Origin of the sequence: Hymenobacter sp. NBH84 (assembly GCF_014217645.1) — a bacterium.
In the GTDB taxonomy this organism is placed as follows: Bacteria; Bacteroidota; Bacteroidia; order Cytophagales; family Hymenobacteraceae; genus Hymenobacter; species Hymenobacter profundi.
In genome coordinates, this window is record NZ_CP043644.1 from 2296396 (window position 1) to 2317536 (window position 21141).

General features: G+C 57.7%; 15 protein-coding genes. 10 read left to right on the forward strand and 5 right to left on the reverse strand.

Annotated features, from left to right (window positions below):
• The first annotated feature begins 37 nt into the window (after positions 1-37).
• The 6 genes from F1C16_RS09635 (at position 38) to F1C16_RS09660 (ending at position 7026) form a co-directional block, all read left to right on the forward strand.
• Complete coding sequence (locus tag F1C16_RS09635) at positions 38-1441, forward strand: hypothetical protein (protein WP_185284107.1); 1404 nt, start codon at positions 38-40, stop codon at positions 1439-1441.
• A 203-nt stretch (positions 1442-1644) separates the two neighbouring features.
• Positions 1645-2532 carry a transketolase gene (locus tag F1C16_RS09640; RefSeq protein WP_185284108.1) on the forward strand — a complete coding sequence of 296 codons (888 nt, stop codon included), beginning with the start codon at positions 1645-1647 and terminating at the stop codon, positions 2530-2532.
• A 148-nt stretch (positions 2533-2680) separates the two neighbouring features.
• Complete coding sequence (locus tag F1C16_RS09645) at positions 2681-4075, forward strand: VWA domain-containing protein (protein WP_185284109.1); 1395 nt, start codon at positions 2681-2683, stop codon at positions 4073-4075.
• Between the two features lie 173 nt (positions 4076-4248).
• Positions 4249-5205, forward strand: a complete 957-nt coding sequence (locus tag F1C16_RS09650) for a transketolase family protein (protein ID WP_185284110.1) — start codon at positions 4249-4251, stop codon at positions 5203-5205.
• Between the two features lie 355 nt (positions 5206-5560).
• Positions 5561-6316, forward strand: a complete 756-nt coding sequence (locus F1C16_RS09655; protein ID WP_185284111.1) for a hypothetical protein — start codon at positions 5561-5563, stop codon at positions 6314-6316.
• 116 nt (positions 6317-6432) lie between these two features.
• Positions 6433-7026 (forward strand): T9SS type A sorting domain-containing protein, encoded by a 594-nt coding sequence (locus F1C16_RS09660; protein ID WP_185284112.1) that lies wholly within the window; start codon positions 6433-6435, stop codon positions 7024-7026.
• 73 nt (positions 7027-7099) lie between these two features.
• On the opposite strand, the gene F1C16_RS09665 is transcribed toward F1C16_RS09660, so the two are convergent.
• From F1C16_RS09665 to F1C16_RS09675, 3 genes are all read right to left on the reverse strand, one after another.
• Positions 7100-9754 (reverse strand): alpha-L-rhamnosidase, encoded by a 2655-nt coding sequence (locus tag F1C16_RS09665; RefSeq protein WP_185284113.1) that lies wholly within the window; start codon positions 9752-9754, stop codon positions 7100-7102.
• A gap of 71 nt (positions 9755-9825) precedes the next feature.
• Positions 9826-11439 (reverse strand): family 43 glycosylhydrolase, encoded by a 1614-nt coding sequence (locus F1C16_RS09670; protein WP_185284114.1) that lies wholly within the window; start codon positions 11437-11439, stop codon positions 9826-9828.
• 183 nt (positions 11440-11622) lie between these two features.
• The gene (locus F1C16_RS09675; RefSeq protein WP_185284115.1) at positions 11623-13503 is read right to left on the reverse strand and encodes a mechanosensitive ion channel domain-containing protein; all 1881 of its coding nucleotides are present in this window, start codon (positions 13501-13503) and stop codon (positions 11623-11625) included.
• Between the two features lie 213 nt (positions 13504-13716).
• Here F1C16_RS09675 and F1C16_RS09680 point away from each other — a divergent pair, with 213 nt between their 5' ends.
• Complete coding sequence (locus tag F1C16_RS09680; RefSeq protein WP_185284116.1) at positions 13717-14466, forward strand: DUF481 domain-containing protein; 750 nt, start codon at positions 13717-13719, stop codon at positions 14464-14466.
• Positions 14467-14609: 143 nt separating this feature from the next.
• On the opposite strand, the gene F1C16_RS09685 is transcribed toward F1C16_RS09680, so the two are convergent.
• Entirely contained in the window at positions 14610-17354 is a 2745-nt protein-coding gene (locus F1C16_RS09685) for a glycogen debranching protein (protein WP_219733474.1), read from the reverse strand.
• 74 nt (positions 17355-17428) lie between these two features.
• Positions 17429-19315 carry a sugar-binding domain-containing protein gene (locus F1C16_RS09690; protein ID WP_185284117.1) on the reverse strand — a complete coding sequence of 629 codons (1887 nt, stop codon included), beginning with the start codon at positions 19313-19315 and terminating at the stop codon, positions 17429-17431.
• Between the two features lie 236 nt (positions 19316-19551).
• On the opposite strand from F1C16_RS09690, the gene F1C16_RS09695 reads away from it, so the two are divergent.
• The 3 genes from F1C16_RS09695 to F1C16_RS09705 are packed head-to-tail and all read left to right on the forward strand — an operon-like array spanning position 19552 to position 21054.
• A complete protein-coding gene (locus F1C16_RS09695) occupies positions 19552-20106 on the forward strand; it encodes an RNA polymerase sigma factor (protein WP_185284118.1) in 555 nt (184 codons plus the stop codon).
• Positions 20107-20136: 30 nt separating this feature from the next.
• Positions 20137-20571 (forward strand): hypothetical protein, encoded by a 435-nt coding sequence (locus F1C16_RS09700; protein ID WP_185284119.1) that lies wholly within the window; start codon positions 20137-20139, stop codon positions 20569-20571.
• A gap of 60 nt (positions 20572-20631) precedes the next feature.
• Entirely contained in the window at positions 20632-21054 is a 423-nt protein-coding gene (locus tag F1C16_RS09705; RefSeq protein ID WP_185284120.1) for a Spy/CpxP family protein refolding chaperone, read from the forward strand.
• Positions 21055-21141: the final 87 nt, after the last annotated feature.

Below are 21141 nucleotides of genomic sequence, written 5' to 3' on the forward strand. Positions count from 1 at the left end.
TCGGGTTACCGCTTACTCATTAACGTAATCACCACCTATGCGAACCGCTCTACTCCTGCTTCTTTTACTCCTGCCGAAAAGCTGGGTGTCTGCTTGTACCATCGTTTCGGGTACAGACCGGAAGGGCCAGACGTGGGCCATGAATAATGAGGACTTTTTCCATACGTCTTCTAATTATGTGAACGTCTTTCCGGCCAAAGACAAGTACACATTGGGCTACATCACCCTCACGTACGGCTCGCCGGAGAGTAGCGTGCAAGGGGGCGTGAACGAAGCAGGTCTCTTCTTTGATATCAACGCATTGCCGCCACCGCAGCAGTACAAACTAAGCGTCGGCAGAAAGCCATTTCCTCACGGCAACATGCTGGAATACATGCTTCAGCATTGTAAATCGGTACCGGAATTTCTGGCTTTGTGGGACACGTACTATTTACCCGACTTGGGAGACCAAATCCATATTGCCGATAAGTATGGCAATCTGGCTGTTATTGCTCCTGATACTATCCTTCGGGCAACCAAGCAACTCACTTCCACGAATTTCAACGTGTGTGATACTGGTCCGCAAAAGCAGAATTGCTGGCGCTACCCTATTGCACAAAAATTGCTGGCGGAAGAAGGTGTCAGTCATGCAAGCCTCGTCAAGATTGCGGCTGCTACGTCCCAACGTGAGTTTACAACTTCAGTTTACACGAACATTCACAACTTATCGACCGGAGAAATCTGGTTCTATCTAGCCGAAGAATACCAAACGCCCTGGCATACGAGTGTAGCTACTTTGCTGAAGCAAGGCAAACAACACATCCTGCTGGCTAGTAGATTTCCGCAAAATGCTAGCCGACGCCTTGCTGCTCTTTTGAAAACGAAGAGTACGCCGCAAGCAGTTGGTCGCTTTTTGCAAGACAGCCAATTCAGTGCGAGCCAAAAAGAATCGCAGTTGCGCCTGGCGTTTTTAAATGACTTCTATGTTGACAAGGAGTTTGCTAGAGCAAACGTCCTTTTTCCTCTGTGGGAGCAGCATATGTACACCAATAAGCGCTTAGACAGTACAGAAGTACAGTTTACGAAAGCAGAGGTATTAGCCGTCAATGGCAGAAATAAAGAAGCCATTCAGGTGTTGGAGACGCTTAGAAAACCTAGTTGGAAAACCAGTGCGTTGCTGGCGAATCTTCGGGATACAGAAGAAGCCAACACCACAATTGAACTAAGTGGATATGCAGAAGCGAAGTCCGTTGTTGTAGAGGTTAAAGGAGACTATAATTTTTTCCGATTCATGCAAAAGACGCCTACTGGTTGGCGGTTACGGCTGAAATCAAATCGAGAAGAAGTGAAGTATTGCTTTTACATTGATGGCAAACGAGTTTTAAACCCTGCGCAGCCTGTATTACAGAATCAGGAAACGGTTAAAGGAGATTTCGCCTCTTTCAACACATTAAAGCTGTAAGCTGAACTCACAGGGGCAAACTTCTCACGTCCTATAGCATCCAAAGATTACTGAGTTGCTATCACAAACGATTGTGTTAGTAAAAACGGCATTAGCGGCCTAAAATCGACATTATTTGACCGTATTAGCAGCAAAGCAATCTGAAAATTTGGGAGTGTGGCAATCCTTGCTACCTTTACCGTCATACCTACTCTCACGTAATAATGACGCAGCCGATTGCCCCCGCGCCCCCGATTTCTCTGGAACCCAAATCCGTTCCCCAACTCAAGCAAATTGCCGCGCAGGTGCGGCGCGACATCGTGCGCATGGTGCACGCCGTTAGCTCAGGTCACCCCGGCGGCTCGCTGGGCTGCACCGATTTGCTGGTGGCCCTGTACTTCAAAGTGATGAAGCACAACCCTGAGTTTTCGATGGACGGCATCGGCGAAGACCTGTTTTTCCTGTCGAACGGCCACATTTCGGCTACCCTCTACTCGGTGCTGGCCCGCTCGGGCTACTTTCCGGTAAGTGAGCTGAACACCTTCCGCAAACTCGATTCGCGCTTGCAGGGCCACCCTACCACCGCTGAGCACCTGCCCGGCATTCGGATTGCCAGCGGCTCGCTGGGCCAGGGCCTGAGTGTGGCTACGGGCGCAGCCCAAGCCAAGAAGCTGAACAACGACGACCGCACTGTGTACGTGCTCATGGGCGACGGCGAGCTGGAAGAAGGCCAGGTGTGGGAAGCTGCTCTCTACGCTCCACACCACAAAGTAGACAACCTCATTGCCATCGTAGACCGCAACGGTCAGCAGATTGACGGCCCTACCGAGAAAATAGGCGGCCTGGGTGACCTACGCGCCAAGTTTGAAGCCTTTGGCTGGCAAGTGCTGGAAGCCGACGGCAACCAGTTTGAAACCTTGCTGCCGGCCCTGGAAGAAGCGAAGTCGCTGCTAGGCAACGGCAAGCCCGTAATGTTCCTAATGGACACCCAAATGGGCTTCGGCGTAGACTATATGATGGGTACGCACAAGTGGCACGGCACCGCACCCAACGACGAACAGTTGGAAAAAGCCTTGCAGCAGTTGCTAGTAGAAGAAGCTAGCGACTACTAATCACGGATTTTTCGGATTAGCCGGATTCATCGGATTTTATAGCCGATTGTGGTTGCTGCACAGATGATATGGCAGTAGCTCATCATTAACAAAACCGTCTGGCTCCCCCTCTCCCCGAAGAGAGGGGGCCGGGGGTGAGGTTTGCCGTATGCTGACACTAGGACGCGTATGTGGGGTTTTGTTGGGTAGTTTCCTACTACTCGCAGCCCCCCTGCGTGCCCAGGACACAAAGCCCCGCACCACGCGCATTCTGTTCCTGCTCGATGCCTCGGGCTCGATGAATGCGCCGTGGGAAGGCGGCCCGCGTATGGACGTCGCTAAGCGCCTGCTCGCCCGTATGGCCGATTCGTTGGATACCTACCCCAACTTGCAGCTGGCGTTGCGTGTGTACGGCCATCAGCACCTGGCAAAGGAGAACAACTGCGAGGACTCGCGGTTGGAAGTGCCGTTTGCCAGCAAAAATGCCCGCGCTATTCGCGAGAAGCTCAAGACCATCGAAGGCAAGGGCAACACGCCCATTACCTACTCTCTGCAACAGTCGGCCCAGGACTTCCCCACCGACCCCAACTCCCGCAACGTGCTCATCCTTATCACCGACGGCCTCGAATCCTGCAAGGGCGACCCCTGCGCTACGGCGCTGGCGTTGCAGCGCAAGCGGGTGTTCCTGAAGCCGTTTGTGATTGGCATTGGGGCTGAAAAGGAATTTGGCCGACAGCTCGAATGCCTGGGCCAGTACTACAACGCGGCCGATGTGGGCACCTTCCGCACGGTGCTCAACGATGTGATTGCCCAAACCCTGAGCAAAACCACCGTGGCCGTAAACCTCACCGATGAGCAGGGTAGGCCGGTGGAAAGCAACGTCAACCTCACGTTCATCAACAACGTGACGGAGCAGCCGGAGTACAACTACGTGCACTACCGCAACACCCAGGGCAAGCCCGACGTGCTGGATGTGGACGCCTTGCAGAGCTACGATTTGGTGATAAACACCGTGCCGCCAGTGGTGCAGCGCAACCTGCCCATCCGGCCCGGCAAAGCCAACGTGCTGACCTACAAAACGCCCCAGGGCACGCTGGCACTTCGCAATCCGTCGCTCACGCCCAACCCCTACGGCACTATGCAGGCCGTAGTGCGGGCGCAGGGCAACGCGGCCACGGTAGTGGCCCTGCCCTTCGGCGCAAAGCAAAAGCTGCTGGCCGGCAACTACGAAGTGGAACTGCTGACCCTACCCCGCCTGGTGCGCCGCATCACGGTGAAGCAGGGCCAAGAAACGGCCGTGACGTATGAGGCGCCCGGTACGCTCAACATCGTGTCGGATCTGAAAGGCTACGGCAGCATCTACCAGGTAAACCAGGACGACTCGCAAACGTGGGTATACACCCTCCCTAACGGTGGCAGCAGCCGGCTCAACCTACCCATGCAGCCGGGCAACTACCGCTTGGTGTTCCGCTCGGCCAACGCGCTGGGTAGCAAGTTTACCGACACGCGCAATTTTTCCATTCGCTCGGGGCAGGTTACCTCGGTTAGCATTTTTGGGAAATGACATACCTAAATCTATCCTCTTGGTCTGTCATCCTGAGCGCAGCGAAGGACCTTCTCACGTCTGAACGAAATCGTTCTGTAGTAATTCTAACGTGAGAAGGTCCCTCGCTGCGCTCAGGATGACAGACGAGGAGGACCACTGCTTTTACTCTCTACACTTCTCCTACACAATACATGAAAGACTTTCCCTACTCCGAATCAAAAGATACCCGCTCGGGCTTTGGCGCCGGCCTACAAGAACTCGGTAAAACCAACCCCAACGTAGTGGCCCTATGCGCCGACTTGGTAGGCTCACTGAAAATGGATGCCTTCATCAAGGACAACCCCGAGCGTTTCTTCCAGGTAGGCATTGCGGAGGCCAACATGATGGGCTTGGCTGCTGGTCTCACCATCGGCGGCAAGATTCCTTTCACGGGCACATTTGCCAACTTCTCCACGGGCCGCGTGTACGACCAGATTCGCCAGAGCATTGCGTATTCGCAGAAAAACGTAAAAATCTGCGCGTCGCACGCGGGCCTGACGCTGGGCGAAGATGGTGCTACCCACCAGATCTTGGAGGATATCGGCATGATGAAGATGCTGCCGCACATGACCGTTATCAACCCCTGCGACTACAACCAAACCAAAGCCGCCACCATCGCCATTGCCGACCACGAAGGTCCGGTGTACCTGCGCTTTGGTCGCCCCGTGGTGCCGGTGTTCACCCCCGCCGACCAGGAGTTTATCATTGGCAAAGCCGTGATGCTGAACGAAGGCACCGACGTGAGCATCTTCGCCACGGGCCACTTGGTATGGAAGGCCATTCTGGCCGGTAAGCTATTGGCGGAGAAAGGCATCAATGCCGAAATCATCAACATCCACACCATCAAGCCACTAGATGCGGAAGCCATCCTGAACTCGGTGCGCAAAACGCGCTGCGTCGTAACGGCCGAGGAGCACCAGCTCAACGGCGGCCTCGGCGACAGCGTGGCCCAGCTACTGGCCCGCGAAGAGCCCCTACCCCTGGAGATGGTCGGCGTAAACGACTCCTTCGGCGAAAGCGGCACTCCTGATCAGTTGATGGAAAAATACGGCCTTAACGAAGCGGCTATTGTAGCCGCCGTTGAAAAAGTAATGGCCCGCCGGAAGTAGAATTGTTGAGATATTAAAACAGAAGAAGCCCCAGTAGCATGTACCTGCTGGGGCTTCTTCTTTCATAGTAGTTCTGTGAACCATACGTCCTATGGCTAAAGCTCCGGGCTACGGGGCAGTTTCGTGTAACGTCCTACCCATCAGCCGAGATATTTAGCTTTGGGTCTCATAATTCATAAACCTGATATAAGTAGCTATGAATGCAAATAACCCTTGATTCGAGAATTCATATAGAAAACACTATACTAAAAACGCTCGTTTATATTTAAAACAATCAAAATAAATTTCAATTGCATATATTACAATCATAAGCAGATTAAAGACTGCTAACTATCCTACTTATCTCCAACGGATTATGCTGAACTTTTCTGCTGTGCTTTCCGGGAAGCAGCGCATTGGTTTGCTTTTAACAGCCTGCTGCCTGTTGCTCGTCCCTACCGCCTTTGGCCAAAACAAATACCAAGTGGCGGGCGAGGCTATTCTGGATAAGCTCAATACCAAGTTCTACAACGCCAGCAAGCAGTTGTACGTGGAGCAGATTGATGCCAACGAAAACATACTTGTGGAGCGCGGCGGCGCGAGCTACGTGTGGCCTGCGTCGCATATGCTGCGGGCGCTGCGGTATGGGTCCTTGGTGAATCCGGCGAAGTATACGGCGCGGCTCAAGTCCTACGCCTATGCCCTCGACCAATACCAGCAACATGGCAAGTACGCCTCCGACATTGTGCCCGGCGCCGATCCGCTGTACGATGATAACGCCATTATAGGGCTGGCGCTGATGGATGCCTATCAACAGGTGCTGCCCACCGAAAGCGGCCTCTACGACCGCTCCCTTATTGGTCTCAATTACTGCCTGAACGCGCGCGACGCAAACTGGGGTGTTCCGCAAAAAGAAGCAGAGCTGGGGTGGGGCAAGTTCTACTCGCAGGCCACGATTTTGCCGGCGCTTCACTGCGCACTAATCGCCAAAAACAGCTCCGACCCTACCTACCTGACCATAGCCAAACGCTACTACGACCTCATCAATGATGTAAGCTGGAAGTTGCGTGATGGCAATACAAACCTGCTGAATCAGTATTCTTTTACGCCAACGGCAGCTGGAGCCTGGTAGGGCACGGCGAAAACGGGGCGGGCTACCGCGCCTACCAAACCACGCCCAACATTCAATTAGCCCTCAAACTCTACCAGCTAACGGGCAGCATACGCTACCTCGACGACGCGAGAGTTATGGCCGATGCCTGCTTGAAGCAATGGTACACGCCGGGCAAGGGGGTAAGCGAAATCTCCTTCTGGGGCGGCAGCGACATCGTAGAAATGCTGGTGGATTTTTACGACGTAGACCACAACCCAAAGTGGCTCGCCGCGGCCCAAAACATAGTGGACTACCTGATAGAGTACGGCCGCGACCAGCTAGGCTACTACCCCGGCTCCTACAACGATGCGGATGGCACCTGGAATCTGGACCGCCGCTACATCTCCCCTAGTTCCATCCAGATGATGGGCCAAGCCTGTGCGGCAGCGGCCATCTTGCGGGTAGCGCAAGCCACCACTACGCCGCTTGCTACCGCCCGCCGTGCGACCAGCACCGACGAGCTACGGGTCTTCCCTAACCCGGCAACGGACTACCTCACGCTACAAGGCACCCAAAACATAGCAGGAGGAAAAGTTACGGTTGTTAACTCGCTGGGACAAACGGTTATGCTCGTCGATTCCTATGCGAAGAGACTAGATGTTTCCGCGCTGGCACTAGGCGTGTATACCCTTTGCTGGCTCAAAGGTGAACAGCGCCTGACCACACGATTTGTGAAACAAGTAAAGTAGCGCAACGAGAAGGTGCATGAATACTTGCACAACGAAGTGCAGTACGCGCCCAACTTTTTGTAGCCCTACAAGCTCACTTCCACTCGAATACATAACTCCCAGCTACCAACTCCACCTCTTCGCTCTTCACTGCCCTACCCTCCCGGTAGGGCTGCAAGCCCTCTACTACTGGTAGGCGCAGCGTAGCCGTAGCATTGGGCGGAACGGTCACGGTGTACTGCACGGCATGGCCGGTACGGGTCCAGGCGGAGCGGATGGTGCCCTGAGGCGCCTCGTGGCTAGCTTCGAAGTGTGCGAGGTTGGGCACGAAATGCGGGGTGAGCAGCACGTTACGGAAGCCGGGCTGGGCCGGGTCGGGGTGGATGCCGCCGAGGCCTTTGTAGAGCCAAGCGCCGATTTCACCGAACATGATGTGATTCAGGGAAATGTCGTGCTTGGCCTGGATGTTCCAATTTTCATACAGCGTCGTGGCGCCGTTCTTGATCCACCAGCCCCAGGAGGGGTAGGTCTCCTGGGCCGCAATACGGTAGGCCACGTCGGCGTAGCCATTCTCGCTGAGCGCATTTAGGATGGCTTTTTGGCCCAACAAGCCCACATTCAGGTGGTAGTTGTCGGTAGCTACTTGTTTAGCGAGGTTGGCGGCCACCTGCCCTTTGGCGGCTTCGGGCACCAAGTGCCAATAGAGCGGCATGCTCATCTCGGTTTGAGTGCCTTTGCCGTAGAGGCCCGTTTGCGGGTTGAGGTATTTCGCGTTGAAGGCTTGCTGGATAGCCGTCGCCAGCGCCTCGTACCGGGCCGCATCGGCTGTTTTGCCAAACAGCCGCGCCGCCTTCGCCATAATCGCCACATCGGCGTAGTAGTAGCAGGTGGAGGTGAACTCCACGGGCGGCTTGTCCGTGACGGGCACCCAGTCGCCCAAGCCCCAGGTGGTGAGGTGGGTAGGGCTGATTTCGGTGATGTGGTCCACGTAGCGACGCATGTTCTCGTAGCAGTCGGAGAGCAGCTTGCTGTCGCCATAGAACAGGTAGATGTTCCACGGAATCAGCACTACGCTGCTGGTCCAGTCGGGGCCGTTGCCCCACTCGTAGCCCCAGCCGTTGGTAGGCACTATGGAGGGTAGCACGCCGTTGGGCTGCTGCTCGTCGCGGTAGTCGGCCAGCCATTTCTCGTACACCGTAATGCCGTCGAAACTGTATAGGCCCGTTTCCAGGGCAATGTGCGAGTCGCCGGTCCAGCCGTTTTTCTCGCGCTGGGGGCAGTCGGTGGGGTAGCCAAACAGGTTGGAGAGGTAGGAGGCGTTGGTAGCTTGCCAGAGCTTATCCAGGGTAGGATTGGCGCTGGCAATGTGGCCCGCCATTGGCACGTCGCTGTGCTGAAAGTAGCTCGTCAGACTTTCCTTGGTGAGCGTCAGCGGGCGGCTGCTCGTCACCTCCACATATTGAAACCCTTTGTAGTTGAAGCGTGGCATAAAGCTTTCCCTACCCTTCCCGCTCAGAATAAAGATATCGGTCTGAAAAGGATCCGATTTATCCGTAGGGCGGTAGTGCTCGTCGATGTTTGATAGATCCACGTGGCCGTTGGGGTAGAGCCGCTCGCCGTGTTTCAGGTGAATTACGGTACCCGCCGGTCCTTGCACCGTCAGCCGGCTCACGCCAGCAATATTCCTACCCAGGTCGAACACGTAGGTGGTGTCGTTGAGGCGGTGCACGCTCTTGGGCGGTAGTTCTTCAGTGCTGCGGATGGGCCGCACGGCCTGCGCCACGATATTTCCCGAAGGCGCGGAGCGGTAGATGACCTCTTTCCAGGCTTTATCGTTGAACGCCACCGTATTCCAGCCGGGCTGCTCCTGGCGGGCGTCGTAGTGTTCGGCGGTGTATATGCTATTGAAGACGACGGGACTCAGAGCCGTTTTCCAGTCCTTGCCGGTCGAGATGGTTTCCACGCGGCCATCGGTGTAGGTGATGCGCACGTCCATGCAGAAGGTAGGGCGGGCGCGCCAGGGAGCTTTGTCAAAGTCCCACACGGCCGTAGATTGCAGGTTGTACCACCCATTGCCGAGCAGCACGCCCAGGGCATTTTGGCCAGTTTGCAGCAGCCGAGTGATGTCGTAGGTGACGTAGAGCGTGCGCCGGTCGAAGCGCGTGTACAGCGGGTCCATCACATGGTCGCCTACCCGTTTACCGTTCACCGACAGCTGATACAACCCCGCCGCCGCCACATACGCCCGCGCCGATTTAATACTGTTTTTTGCCTCAAACACCTTGCGGAAGTAGGGTGCGGGCCTGGTGTGCTGGTCGTGGGCGTCGGCTATCCAGGCGCCCTGCCAGTTGCGCTGATCCAGCATCCCGGTTTCGAAGCTGGTGATGGGGCTACTGGCCGGCTGTTTCTGATGGTCTTTCACCTCCACGCGCCAGTAATACCGCGTAAAGGGCTGCAACGTCGGCCCGGCGTACGTCACCAACGTAGTGCCCGATTTCACCACCCCTGAGTTCCAGACCGCCCCCCTACCCTGCGCCAACGCCACCGAATCGGTAGCCACCAGCACACGGTAGGCAGTTTGGCGGGCGCCCGGCCGCACATCTTGTAGCCGCCACGTGAAGCGCGGGGTAGGCGCGTCGAGGCCGAGGGGGCGCTCCAGGTATTCGCACTGCAAGCCGGTAACGGTAGCCGGCGAACTGGCGTACGCGGTCTGTAGAAGCAGGCAAAAGGCCAGCGTGGTTTTCAGCATGACAACGAACAGTGGGGCGCGCTGGATACTGGGGTGGTCCTCTACCTAGCTAGCGCCCGAACTTTTGATTTTTATTGATAAGCAAGCTCGAAAAAGCCAAAAACGGCCAGTTCTGTTTCACTGCCCTGGTGGAGTAGGCCGGGCCGGGGGCTACGGTCCCACGGGGGTAGGAAGTCGCCGTTGTAGAAGGAATTGCCCGTCAGAAGTTCGTTCCACTGCTTGCCGTTGCTCCGCCAGAAGAATCGGCACTGATACCCATTCTGCACCGCCATTTTCAGCTGTACCGGCTGGCTGGCCTTCACCGCGGCATCGCGCACTACTGTTCTTTTTTTGTCCTTCACCTCCCATACTTCCACCGTGTTGTTGCGGACGCCCACGCCCACTGCTTGGCCAGCGTCGCCGTAGAGGACCAGTCCCTTCAGGGCCGCATTGGGTTTGACTACCTCCGTGGTCAGGGTATACGAGCCGGCGAGTGGCCGAACGGTCAGGGCCGTGCCGGTCAGGTTATCGGCGGTAGGGCGGCCGGTCAGCGACAACGCCCCATTGGCTACCTGCCACGTGGGCTGACTGTGGCGAAAATCCCACTGCCAGGCATCGGCCAGCGTTTTTGCGGCAAACTCATCCCGGAAGTTTTGCACAGGAGCGGCAGCATTGCCCAGCGGCTGGATGGTCGGCCACCCCGTCGACTCGTTCCAGCGTACTTCGCCCAGCATGCCCTGCCGGCCGGTATACACGTCGGCGGTTTTGCTGTAGGCGTGGTATAGGTAGTAGTCTTTGCCTTCTTCGGAAGTCACGACGGTGCCGTGGCCAGTGCATTTCCACTCCTGGGTGGTGGCCAGAATGGGGTTACTGGCAGACCGGGTGTAGGGTCCGCGCAACGTGGCCGACCGGGCCACTTCCACCTGGTAGCTACAGTGTCGCCCACAACAATCTCCCAGCGAGTAGAACAGGTAATAATAGCCGCCGTGCTTTACCAGGCACTGGCCCTCCAATCCTTTTTTGGCATCGTCGCGAAGCAGCATAAATGGCTCGCCCTCCACCCGCAGCCCATCGGCCGAAAGCCGGCTACCCAGCAGCTCAATGGGGCGCTGGTCTAGCCCGTAGGCTTTCCAGGTGATATAGAGCTGGCCGTTTTCTTCCAGCACAAACGGGTCGATGGCCTCCTTGCCGTAGGCCAGCACAATGCCCCGGTCGGTGAAGCCCTGCGCCGGATTGGAGGAAGTAGCTACGCCGATGCAGGAGACATTGTCGCTCTTGCGGCGGGCTACGTAATACACGTAGTAGGTGCCGTTGCGGTAGAACAGCTCGGGCGCCCAAAAGGAAGCAGCGGCCCAGTCGGGCGTTTTGGGCAGCACGTAGCCCATGGGCTGCCAGTGCAGCAAATCGGTGGATTGGAACAGCGGAAAGTGCGGCGCCCACTCCGACGAAGTGCCCGTAGCGTAGTACACCTTCCCCTGCCGGATAATGGACGGATCGGCAAAGTCGCCGGGAATAACCGGGTTTTCCTGGCGCGGGCGGCTGTCTTTGTTGCTTATGCTGCTGGAACGTATTGGCCGTAAGGAGGCCATAGTTGCCTTTTGCAACAAGGAATAGCTAGCAGCATAGGAAATGCCAACCACGGCCAGCAGTGCAAGCAAGAAGAGATAGGTCCACTTTGCCGGGCTACCTAGATGGATATGTGCCATTTTCATTTAGCTAAATAGTCCCCGCAGTATAGCTAAATAAAAGGCATTCAAGCAGGCAGCCTGCCGTATAGCCGTTCGGAGGGCTCTTGCTGACGCCAGGCTTCATTGCTTGAAAGGGTAGCGCCGGGCTGCACGATTGCGCTTCCGCTACCTTGCTGCTGCGCGTTATCCGTTGGGTCTTCCCTACCCTTTTTCGCCCATTCCCTCTACCCGGAACTTTGGGGCCTCGTAGTCTTTTGGGAGGTAGTCGGTGGGAATGGTGGTTTGGTGGCCGTCGCGTACGGCGCGGTAGTGGGGCGACATAATTTCTACGCCAGCCGCGTTGAACTGGTCCTGAATGTTCTGGTGAATACGCGAGTAGAGCACGGCCTGCTTACTGGCCTCGCGGGTGTAGGCGTTCAATTGATAGCTCACGTAATAGTCGTCGAGGCTGGTTTGCAGCACAAAGGGCTTGGGCTCGGGCAGGACGCCTTCGGCTTGCAGTGCGGCGGTGATGAGCAACTGGTGCACCTGCTGCCACGGCACGTCGTAGCCGATGGTGACGGTGGTGTGCAGCACCAAGCCCAGCGTGGGCGCGGCGCTGGTGTAGTTGGTGGTGTAACTACTCATAATGGAGGAATTTGGGATGGTGATTTCCTCGTTTTTGATGGTGCGAATGCGCGTGACGAGCAGGTTTTTCTCGATGATGTCGCCCGTTACGTCCCCGATTTTCACCCGGTCGCCCAGTTTGTAAGCGCGCATGTAGGTGAGCACCAGCCCGGCCACAATGTTCGACAACGACCCCGCCGAACCAAACGTGAATAGGAAGCCCAGAAACACCGAAACACCTTTAAAGATAGGCGAATCGGAACCCGGTAGGTAGGGAAAGATAACAACCAGCAGAAAGGCGAAGATGAGTACCCGTACAATCTGGTAGGTAGGGTTGGCCCAATCGGGGTAGAAGCCCTGAATGGTGAGGTGCCCCTGGCGGATTTCTTCTTTCAGGAAGTACACGCCCTTCAAAATATACCGAAACACCGTGACGACCACCACAATCGTGATGAGGTTGGGCAGGTAGTTCCAGAGCGCCAGCAGCATTTTGCGCAGGGGCGTGATGACGTAGCCCAGCAGCGTATCGGCCACGTCCTGGGTGCCGGGGAAGATGCTGAACAGCACGGGCAGCACTAGGTAAATCACCAGAAAAATGACCACCCAGCGTAGCACGTTCACCAGCAGCAAGGCTGCATCCAGCTCGCGCCGGGGCGTAAACAGCTCGTAAGTGCCCAGCTTGATGCCCCCAAACCACGTGGTTTCGTGGTCTATAAGCTTGCGCTGCACCCAGCGAAAAAATTGATTGACGAAACGTATGGTAAAGTAGAACACCACCAATACCAACAGCGCCAACCCAATCTCTTTCAGTATATTATACAAGCTGTGCTCTTGCTTGTAGGCCGCTACCACCTCCACAATACGTGCCCGGTAGCGCACGGCCAGCGAGTCGCGGGAGGTGTCGAGCCAGAGGGCATCGTTGTCGGAAATGCTCTGTATCACCAGGGCGCCATACATCAGGTCGATGGTCTGCTCTGAGGGGTAGAGGCGCAGGGAATCGGGCCGGAAGAACACGTCGGACTCCAGGCGCTGCACTTTTTCGGCAATGAGATTGGCGCGCTCCTGCGGCGAAAATGGCCCCAGCTTGGTATACACGTAGAACAGTGTATCATCATGCGGCACTACGGGGTAGCCGCGGGCGTGGCGCTTCAGCGAGTCGATGTGCTGGCGGGCGCGCAAGTGGCGCAGCGAGTCGGCCCATTGCATGGTGCGTAGCTCTTGCACCAGCTCCCGCTCGCGGGTGCGGTCCTGGCCTTGGCCTTTCAGCGAGAGCAGCTCTTGCTGCAATTGCGCGAGGCGGTCGGTGTTTTGGCGCCGCAGCGAGTCGAGCTGCCGTAGCTGGCGCGTGTCGGTGCTGAGGGCCTGGGTACGCACGGAGTCGCGGCGGGTAGGCGCGGGCGCTTGAGCCACAGCCTGCTCTCCTACGCACAACACACTTATTATCAACAGGAAATAGCGCCAAAAGCGAATACTCATCTTTCTAAAACAAACTCATAAAACGTGAGGAATAAGCTGCAATACGGAGGCTTATCGTGCAATATACTTTGGTAGCTCTCAATACCACGCACCAGCAAGTCGGGGTGGCGGCCTTACCTTTGCGGCTCTCCATACCCAGACGGGAGCACTTGCTCCCTTGCCCTATTGCTGTTGCCGACGGCTACTTGCTGCGGCTCGCTCAGCTCGATTTCTATGCCAAAACTGTACTGCTTTTGCCTGTTGTTCCTGGCGGCTCTGCTGCTCGTGGCCCCAGCGGCCCGCGCCCAAAACCAACAACAGCGCGATACCACGCTCATTGTTTACAACAGTCAGTTGACGGGTGCTTTCAGCAAAGGTGGCGTCAACCGAGCGCTGTTGTCGACCACTCAGGCCCTCACCTTCACTAGGGGTCAGCACTATGGCCTGCCGCTGAATGGCAGCTTTATCTATGGTAAGCAGGATGGCTTGCTGCGGGAACGCGAACTGCTGCTCAATGCTACCCCCTACTACTACAAGGGCCGCTTCCGGGCCTATGCCATCGGGGGATTTGAGCGCAGTAACCTGCGCGGCATCACCGACCGCGTGCAGCTGGGCGCCGGGCCGGGCTGGGCTTTCTACTCCGATACGCTGGGGCGGGAAGTGTCGATCAGCAATTTGATTATTCGGGAGAAAACCAACTTCCAGGACGGTACCTTCAAGCTCACCGCTCGCAACTCAGTGCGCTTGAAAGTAGCGTATTCCATTAAAATTCTGACGGTTAGCTCTACCACCTTCTATCAGCCGTCTTTGGCTAACTTCAATAACTACCGTTTCAGCAACGTCTCCACGGCCGCCCTTAAGCTTACCAATCATCTAGCCTTCAACTTCAGCTACAATTACACCCACGAAAGCCAATACAGCGAAGGTAAAGTCCCTGATAACACGAATATTACCGTTGGTTTTTCTTACTCTACAAAGAGGTGAGCATTGAAAAGCATCTGTCATCCTGAGTGCAGCAAAGGACCTTATCGCGCTAGAACGATGCTCGCAACAACGACTCGTTCAGGCATATAAGGTCCTTCGCTGCATTCAGGATGGCAGATGGGAAGAGATGACAGTTCTATTTACTACTGCAACTTCACCACCCGCATACAATCCAGCATAGCTTGATTGACTTCGCCGTTCATGTTCTCATTGGCGGGCTCGAAGGTCAGGGTCAGTTGGGTCTTGCCTTTGGGTAGGCGCACCGGCAGCGGGTTGGTGTAGCCCCAGTTCGACCACTCGCCGGTGCCGCGCTGGGGTAGCACTACCGTGCCCAGTAGCTCGGCGCCGCGCCGCAGCGTGCGAATGGCGCATTTGTTTTGGGTGTTGACAGGGCCATTGCCGTTGGCATACCGAAAATCCACAGCGTACAGCCCAGCTTCGACCACGGTTACGGGAATGGTGAGCGTACGATTCTCCGTCTGGCTGATTTCCACAAAACCCTTGCCCGAGAACCCTTTGTAAGGTAGGGCCGACTTGGCAGCCACCATTTCTAGCTGCACCTGCTGGGACTGGCTACCCACCGGCAGCGGCTCGCTGGCAAACGACTCCAGCCCCGCCGCGCCTACCGCTACCACTTGGTACTCTGCATACTCACCAGCCGACACAGCAAAATGCGGCTCGGTGGTGCGGCCGGCCAACTGCCCGTTTTTCAGGAGTTGGTAGGCCGTGGCGCCCGGCACGGACGGCCACGTCAGTTGGTTGTTAGCGTAGGCAACCACGGGCGTTTCGGGCGAGAAGCGGTTGGCTACCCGCGCCACGGCCGCGGCTACGGGCGCTTGGCTGGTGAGCACGATACGGAGCTGGTGGCGACCGGTGAGGGTAGCCGGCACGGCGGCACCGGCCAGCGGCTGACCATCAAGGGTAATGCGTTGCACCTGGTTGCCGAAACCACTCATCTCCACGTCCAGCAGCGCCTGGCGGTACCGAAAGCCCGTGAGCGTGCGCGTACCTTGCAACGCCTGCGACACGAAGGGCTTAAACACCAGCCGATCAGCCTCAAACTGCATTCCAAACAGCACCTTATATACCAGGCTTAGGCTACCGGAGAGGCTCCAAAGCATGTTGCTGCTGTTGATCTGCGTACCGGCGAAGTCGCCATTTTCGGCCACAAAGTTTTCCTTGTTGGTCAGGAACAGCGCCGCGGGGCGGTAGATGGCGGCAATGCTTTCCATTACGGACGCCTCGTTGCCGGCCTTGGCGGCGGCCAGCGCCCAGTAGCTCTGCACAAAGGGCCACACGGCATTGTTGTGGTAGGGCGGGATGCCCGAAATCTGCGGGTAGATGCACGGAACGCCGAAAGGAACGGTAGGGGTTTTGCTCACCACCTGCTGCGCCTGCTCGCCTTCGGCCACGCCGAACAATACGCTCAACGCCTCGCCTAGCGCCTCGGCTTTGGGGGAAAGCGTGAGGAAATTGCGCCCGTACAGAAACTGGCCGTAGTAGCCTTTGTCGGGCTGCCATAGGTGCTGGTTGAGGCCCTGCTTGATGCGGGCGGCTAGTTGTTGGTGACGGGTAGCGGCGGCGGCATCGCCCAATTGTTGGGCCATGTGGGCGGCTACCACATTGGCTTGGTAGTGCACGGCGTTGGTGCCCAGGTTTTCACTCTGGTAGATGTCCACGGGCTGCATCCAGCGCGGGTAAGTCTGCTCGCGCCAGTCCAGAAACGACGACTCGCCGCGCACCAGCCCAGTGGCCGGGTCGTAGGCATTCTGCACGTCGTCTTCGATAGACTTCGTGATGATGGGATAGACCTTGCGCAGCCAGGCTTCGTCGCCGGTCACTTTGTAGATTTCCCAGGCGGCCACGGCCCACACCATGCGGTCGGTGGAGCAGGGGTAGGCACCGCCCGTGCCCGTGTCCTGAATGATGCGGCCCTCGGGCGTGACTTTGCGCAGGAGGCTGTTCATGGCCACTTTGGGCTGCAACGTGGCCTGTGCTAGTATAATGGAATAGCTGATGTCGCGGGTCCAAACGCCGGCCCACTCCTTGCCGGTGCGGAAGGTGCTGTCGGGCTCTACGGCGCGACAGGCTTCCTCCAGGGCCAGGTTATAGAGCGCGTCGCTAAGTGGGTAGTCGGAGTGGTACTGCGGAAAGTCGTCGGTGTTGATGGTTTGCTGCCAGCGGCCGGCCGTGGTTTTGGCGTTGGCGGGCGCGTTCAGCGTGAGCGTCACTTCGTAGATGCCGTCGCCGTCGGGGTCCTTCAGTTCCAACTCCGGCTTGTTTACCAGATTATCAAAATCCCAGCTCAGCGGCGCCACGCTACCCGCCACAAACACGTGCTTGAAGTCGGCTTGGTAGAGCTTATCGCCTTTGGCGGTGGTGTAGTATCCCTGCTGCTTGAACGCCGCCAGCACCGGCCGCATATCCAGCCGAATCTTCAGCGCAGTGTTGGGGGCCAGATAGGTGTTGACCGGCACCGGGGTAGGGTCCGTGAAATGCTGTCCGAAGGGTATCACGGGCGTTTCCAACGGCCCGTTCTGGCCTGCTTTCGGTACTGCTACCAGCATGTGGTTTCGCCCTACCGGCAGCTCGTTGTCTATGCCGTTGAGGCTGAATTTGAACTCAATGCGCGGATCTACGAATGCGTTGGCCGGACTCTGGTAGTTCGACACCAGCTCCGTGCGCGACAACGCCCTGGCTTCAAACTCGCCCTGCACCACGCGGTCAGGGTAGAGCGTGTAGGCCGCCGACTGCCACACGGCCGGCGCGGCAGCCAGGGTTTCGGACGTGGTAGCGGCGGCGGCAGGGGCCGTAGGTTTCTGCATGTGACAGGCAGGTAGCAAGGCGCCGGCCAGCAGTAGGCCGGCCGGCCAAAGCGAATGTTTCATGGAAATGGCAAATGCAGGATTGCGGGCGGGGTGAGCAGGCTCGTACTGACGGGCAAAAGTACGCACGCCGCTCCCTACCCCAACGGCGCGGGTGGCGGCCCCGAGGCCAGCAGCCCGGCCGGCACACTCAGCTCGCCGGTGTGCGGGTCGATCAGGCCGTTGCGCTCGTCTTCGATGTTGGTGGCCTGGGTGTACACGTCGCCGGCAATGGGGCGGGCGCGCAGCTCGTCCTTGAACAGCCGAATGCGCTCGGCGCGCTCGGCATCGTCCTGGGGGCCGCCGTAGTCGGGAAAGCCGAAGCCGCCCCACTCGCTTACCAGCAGCGGCACCTGGCGGCGGTAGAAAAATGGGTCGCCTACCACTAGGGGGAAAGCGGCCGTGCCTTCCAGTTCGCCGCGCACCAATCGGTCGAGCAGCTCGCGCCAGCGGTTGGCGTCGGGCGTGTAGAGGTGGGCCGTCAGCAGGTCCGACTTCAGCCTACCCAGGTAGGAAATGTGGTGCCAGCCGTCGTTGTCTACCACCAAAAACTGCGGGTGCGCCAGTTGCATGTAGTGGTACGTATCCACGATGTACTGCCGGGTTTTGCTGTTAGTGGCAATGTCCTGCGCGCCCCAATCCTCATTATACAAGCTCCAGATGATGATGGACGGGTGCGTTTCCATGAGCGCCACCATGCGTAGCAGCTCGGCGCGGTGGTTGCGCCGGCTACGCGTGGTGGAGCTGTGCGGACTAGGCACTTCCACCCATAGCAGCAGCCCCAGTTCGTCGGCCAGGTTATAAATGCGCGGGTCGACGCCGGCAATGTGCACGCGCACCAGGTTGCAACCCAGCTCCTTCATGGCGTAGAAATGGCGCTGCATCTCGGCGTAAGTGGCTGTGCCGGGCTGGTAGAGGATGCCGTCGAGGTAGATGCGCTCATTGTTCAGGTACACGTAGCAACCCCGCGCCTCAATCTTGCGCAGGCCGAAATACGCTTCTATCTGAGCCGCGTAGCCATTGGCATCAATGAGCTGGGCTACCAGCCGATAGAGATGGGGCGAGGCCGGCGACCATAGCTCGGCACCGGGCAGCTCCATCACCACGCGTTGCTCGCGCTGGCCCGCTTCCAAGAGCATCAAAAAATCGGAGGTAGCCAGTGGTTGCGCTTCATCCGAATCTTTCCCAAACACTTGCAAGCGAATCACATACTGCCCAGGGTCGTGGATGCGCAGGGTAAAGTTGAAGCGCACCAGTTGGTCTTCTACCACACTCACTACCCCCACGCGGGAGCGGAGGCGGTTGCGCTCCACCATTTCCAGCCACACCGAGCGCACCGCACCGGTGTAGGTTTGGTACCAGATACCGCCTCGCTTATACACGTGCGACTCCTGCTTGCCGCGGGGCGTTTCGGCATCCATGGTGTCGGCAATGCGCACGGTGAGGCGGTTGCTAAGGTGCAGGATTTCGTCGGGTAGCTCGTAGGAGAAAGACGTGTATTCGCCGTAGTGAATCTCTTCGCCTTCAATAGTTTGCAACGGGTGACCATTCAACCACACGCGGGTTTCGTAGCCGCAGGCGCCAAAGGTGAGCTGGAGCATGGAGCGCTCCTCCACTTCATCGCGCTCGGGCAGCACAAACTCGCGCTCATACCACACCACTACTTTGTCTTTCCAGGCAATGGGGCTGGGTTCTCCCTTGGCGGCGGCCATGTGCATTTCCACCGAGCCCGGCCACTGCGCCGTGTGCTGGTAGTCGTGGCCCAGGTGCCAACCATTGTGCAGACCATCGTCGTTGGTATCCACGGCAAACTTCCACTCTCCATCGAGCAGCTGGTGGTTGTTGAGGCGCAGCACGGCGCGGGGTAAGGGGTTGCCGGGGTCTTCGTCGGGGTAGGCAACAGGCGTTTTTTCGCCAGCAACGGCGGTATACTCTTCTTCTTCTTTGCTGGCCGATAGGCCGTAGTTGGAATGGGTGAGGTCCATGCAGGGGCGGGTTGATGACGGAAATGGGAGACGTATAGGTGAAACGCTAGCCGACCTCCGGTAGTACGACAGGCGCTGGCTTTTGGCTGCCCGTAGCGCCATTACGAACGTCCTTCCCTATTTCGCCCTGGGGCGCATGGCTCTCCCGAATTTGTTTTTCATAGGTCAATTAAACCCTACCCCACTCCCTGCGTCTAACCAGAACACATTCTATTTCGCCCTAACCCCGCTTCTGATTGGAAGACCAGGAGATACTCGCCAAGTTTGCTGATCCGGCCTCCCGAAATCTGGCCTTCAACCAGTTGGTGCGCAAGTACCAGCAGCGGGTGTATTGGCACGTGCGCAAAATGGTGGTAGACCATCAGGACGCCGACGACCTCACGCAGGACACCTTTGTGAAAGTGTGGAAGAACCTGGAGAATTTCCGGCAAGATGCCAGCCTCTTCACCTGGATTTACCGCATCGCCACCAACGAGTGCCTGAATTTCCTGTCGGCCAAGCGGCGCAAGTTTTTCCTACCTCTTAATGATGTGGGGGCCGAGTTGCTAGCCAAAGTGGAAGCCGACCCCGGCTTGCTCTCCGGCGACGAGGTAGAACAAAAGCTGCAAAAAGCTATTCTGCGCCTGCCCGACAAACAGCGCCTAGTATTCAACCTGAAATACTATGAGGACATGACCTATGAGCAGATGGCCGATGTCACGGGCACGTCGGTGGGAGCGTTGAAGGCCTCCTACCACCACGCTGTGAAGAAAATTGAGCAGTACGTTACCACTCAGTCTGTCAACGATTAAACCCTGCGGCTTGCGCCGCTTCTAATGCATATGAACACGCCTTTTCGTCTGGATGACCACCCGCGCCGGCCGTATCCGCTGGCGCCGCCCCCGGCCGGGTACTTCGAGCAGCTGCCGCGCCGCGTGATGGACCGCGTGCAGCCCACCGAAGCACCGGCCTTCAGCTGGCTAAGTCGCCTGCCCCTACCCCTGCGCACCGCGTTGGCCTCTACGCTGCTGCTGGGAGGTTTTGCGGCGTCGCTGGTGCTTAGCGTTACGCCTACCTCGGCGTCGGCTACCCTGGCCGCCGTGCCGCAGGAGGAGTTGGTGCAGTACCTGCTGGCCAACGACTCCCGCGTGACCCTGGCCGATTTGGCTGATTTGTCGGCCACCGCGCCTGCCACCGCCGCCAGCTACCTGCACGCCTCCCCCGACGAGCTGCAACGCGCCCTCGACGCCCAGCCCACCGATGATTCGTACTTATAAAAGCCTGATTTCTCCGCCATGCACCCGTTGTCTCCCTTTTTTCACCGTACCATTCGCCCATTGCTGCTCCTACTCTTGCTGGCCTTGAGCCTGCACGGCGTAGCGCAAACTGCCCCCAGCGGCCGTCTCAACCAGCTCGAAAACGCCCGCATTGCCTACCTTACCGAGAAGGTGTCCCTCACGCAGGAGCAGGCACAGCAGTTCTGGCCCATCTACAACGAGTACGCCACCAAGCGCCGCGACCTAAACCAACGCTCGCGCCAGCTCCGCACCACCCGCCCCGAAACCCTCAGCGACCAGCAACTCAAAGACAATCTCAATCAGGTATTGGCCTTACGCCAGCAGGAAGTAGACCTTGATAAAGACTACCTTCGACAGTTTCAGAAAGTCCTGAGCATCCGGCAAGTAAGCCAGCTCTACACCGCCGAGCGCCAGTTCACCCGCGAAGTATTACAGCGCGTAACCCGAAGCCGGAGAAGGTGAAAAAGGTGAAGTTGTGAATGTTAAAGCGTCTGTCATCCTGAATGCAGCGAAGGACCTTATGCCAGTTGAACGAGGTCGTTAATACGA

Bases quoted from the DNA above. Each gene is read 5' to 3' on its own strand.
- F1C16_RS09665 (WP_185284113.1), bottom strand. From the start codon at position 9,754: ATGCTGAAAACCACGCTGGCCTTTTGCCTGCTTCTACAGACCGCGTAC.
- F1C16_RS09655 (WP_185284111.1), top strand. From the start codon at position 5,561: ATGCTGAACTTTTCTGCTGTGCTTTCCGGGAAGCAGCGCATTGGTTTG.
- F1C16_RS09700 (WP_185284119.1), top strand. From the start codon at position 20,137: ATGAACACGCCTTTTCGTCTGGATGACCACCCGCGCCGGCCGTATCCG.
- F1C16_RS09635 (WP_185284107.1), top strand. From the start codon at position 38: ATGCGAACCGCTCTACTCCTGCTTCTTTTACTCCTGCCGAAAAGCTGG.
- F1C16_RS09685 (WP_219733474.1), bottom strand. From the start codon at position 17,354: ATGAAACATTCGCTTTGGCCGGCCGGCCTACTGCTGGCCGGCGCCTTG.
- F1C16_RS09660 (WP_185284112.1), top strand. From the start codon at position 6,433: ATGGCCGATGCCTGCTTGAAGCAATGGTACACGCCGGGCAAGGGGGTA.
- F1C16_RS09670 (WP_185284114.1), bottom strand. From the start codon at position 11,439: ATGGCACATATCCATCTAGGTAGCCCGGCAAAGTGGACCTATCTCTTC.
- F1C16_RS09650 (WP_185284110.1), top strand. From the start codon at position 4,249: ATGAAAGACTTTCCCTACTCCGAATCAAAAGATACCCGCTCGGGCTTT.
- F1C16_RS09690 (WP_185284117.1), bottom strand. From the start codon at position 19,315: ATGGACCTCACCCATTCCAACTACGGCCTATCGGCCAGCAAAGAAGAA.
- F1C16_RS09675 (WP_185284115.1), bottom strand. From the start codon at position 13,503: ATGAGTATTCGCTTTTGGCGCTATTTCCTGTTGATAATAAGTGTGTTG.
- F1C16_RS09645 (WP_185284109.1), top strand. From the start codon at position 2,681: ATGCTGACACTAGGACGCGTATGTGGGGTTTTGTTGGGTAGTTTCCTA.
- F1C16_RS09640 (WP_185284108.1), top strand. From the start codon at position 1,645: ATGACGCAGCCGATTGCCCCCGCGCCCCCGATTTCTCTGGAACCCAAA.
- F1C16_RS09680 (WP_185284116.1), top strand. From the start codon at position 13,717: ATGCCAAAACTGTACTGCTTTTGCCTGTTGTTCCTGGCGGCTCTGCTG.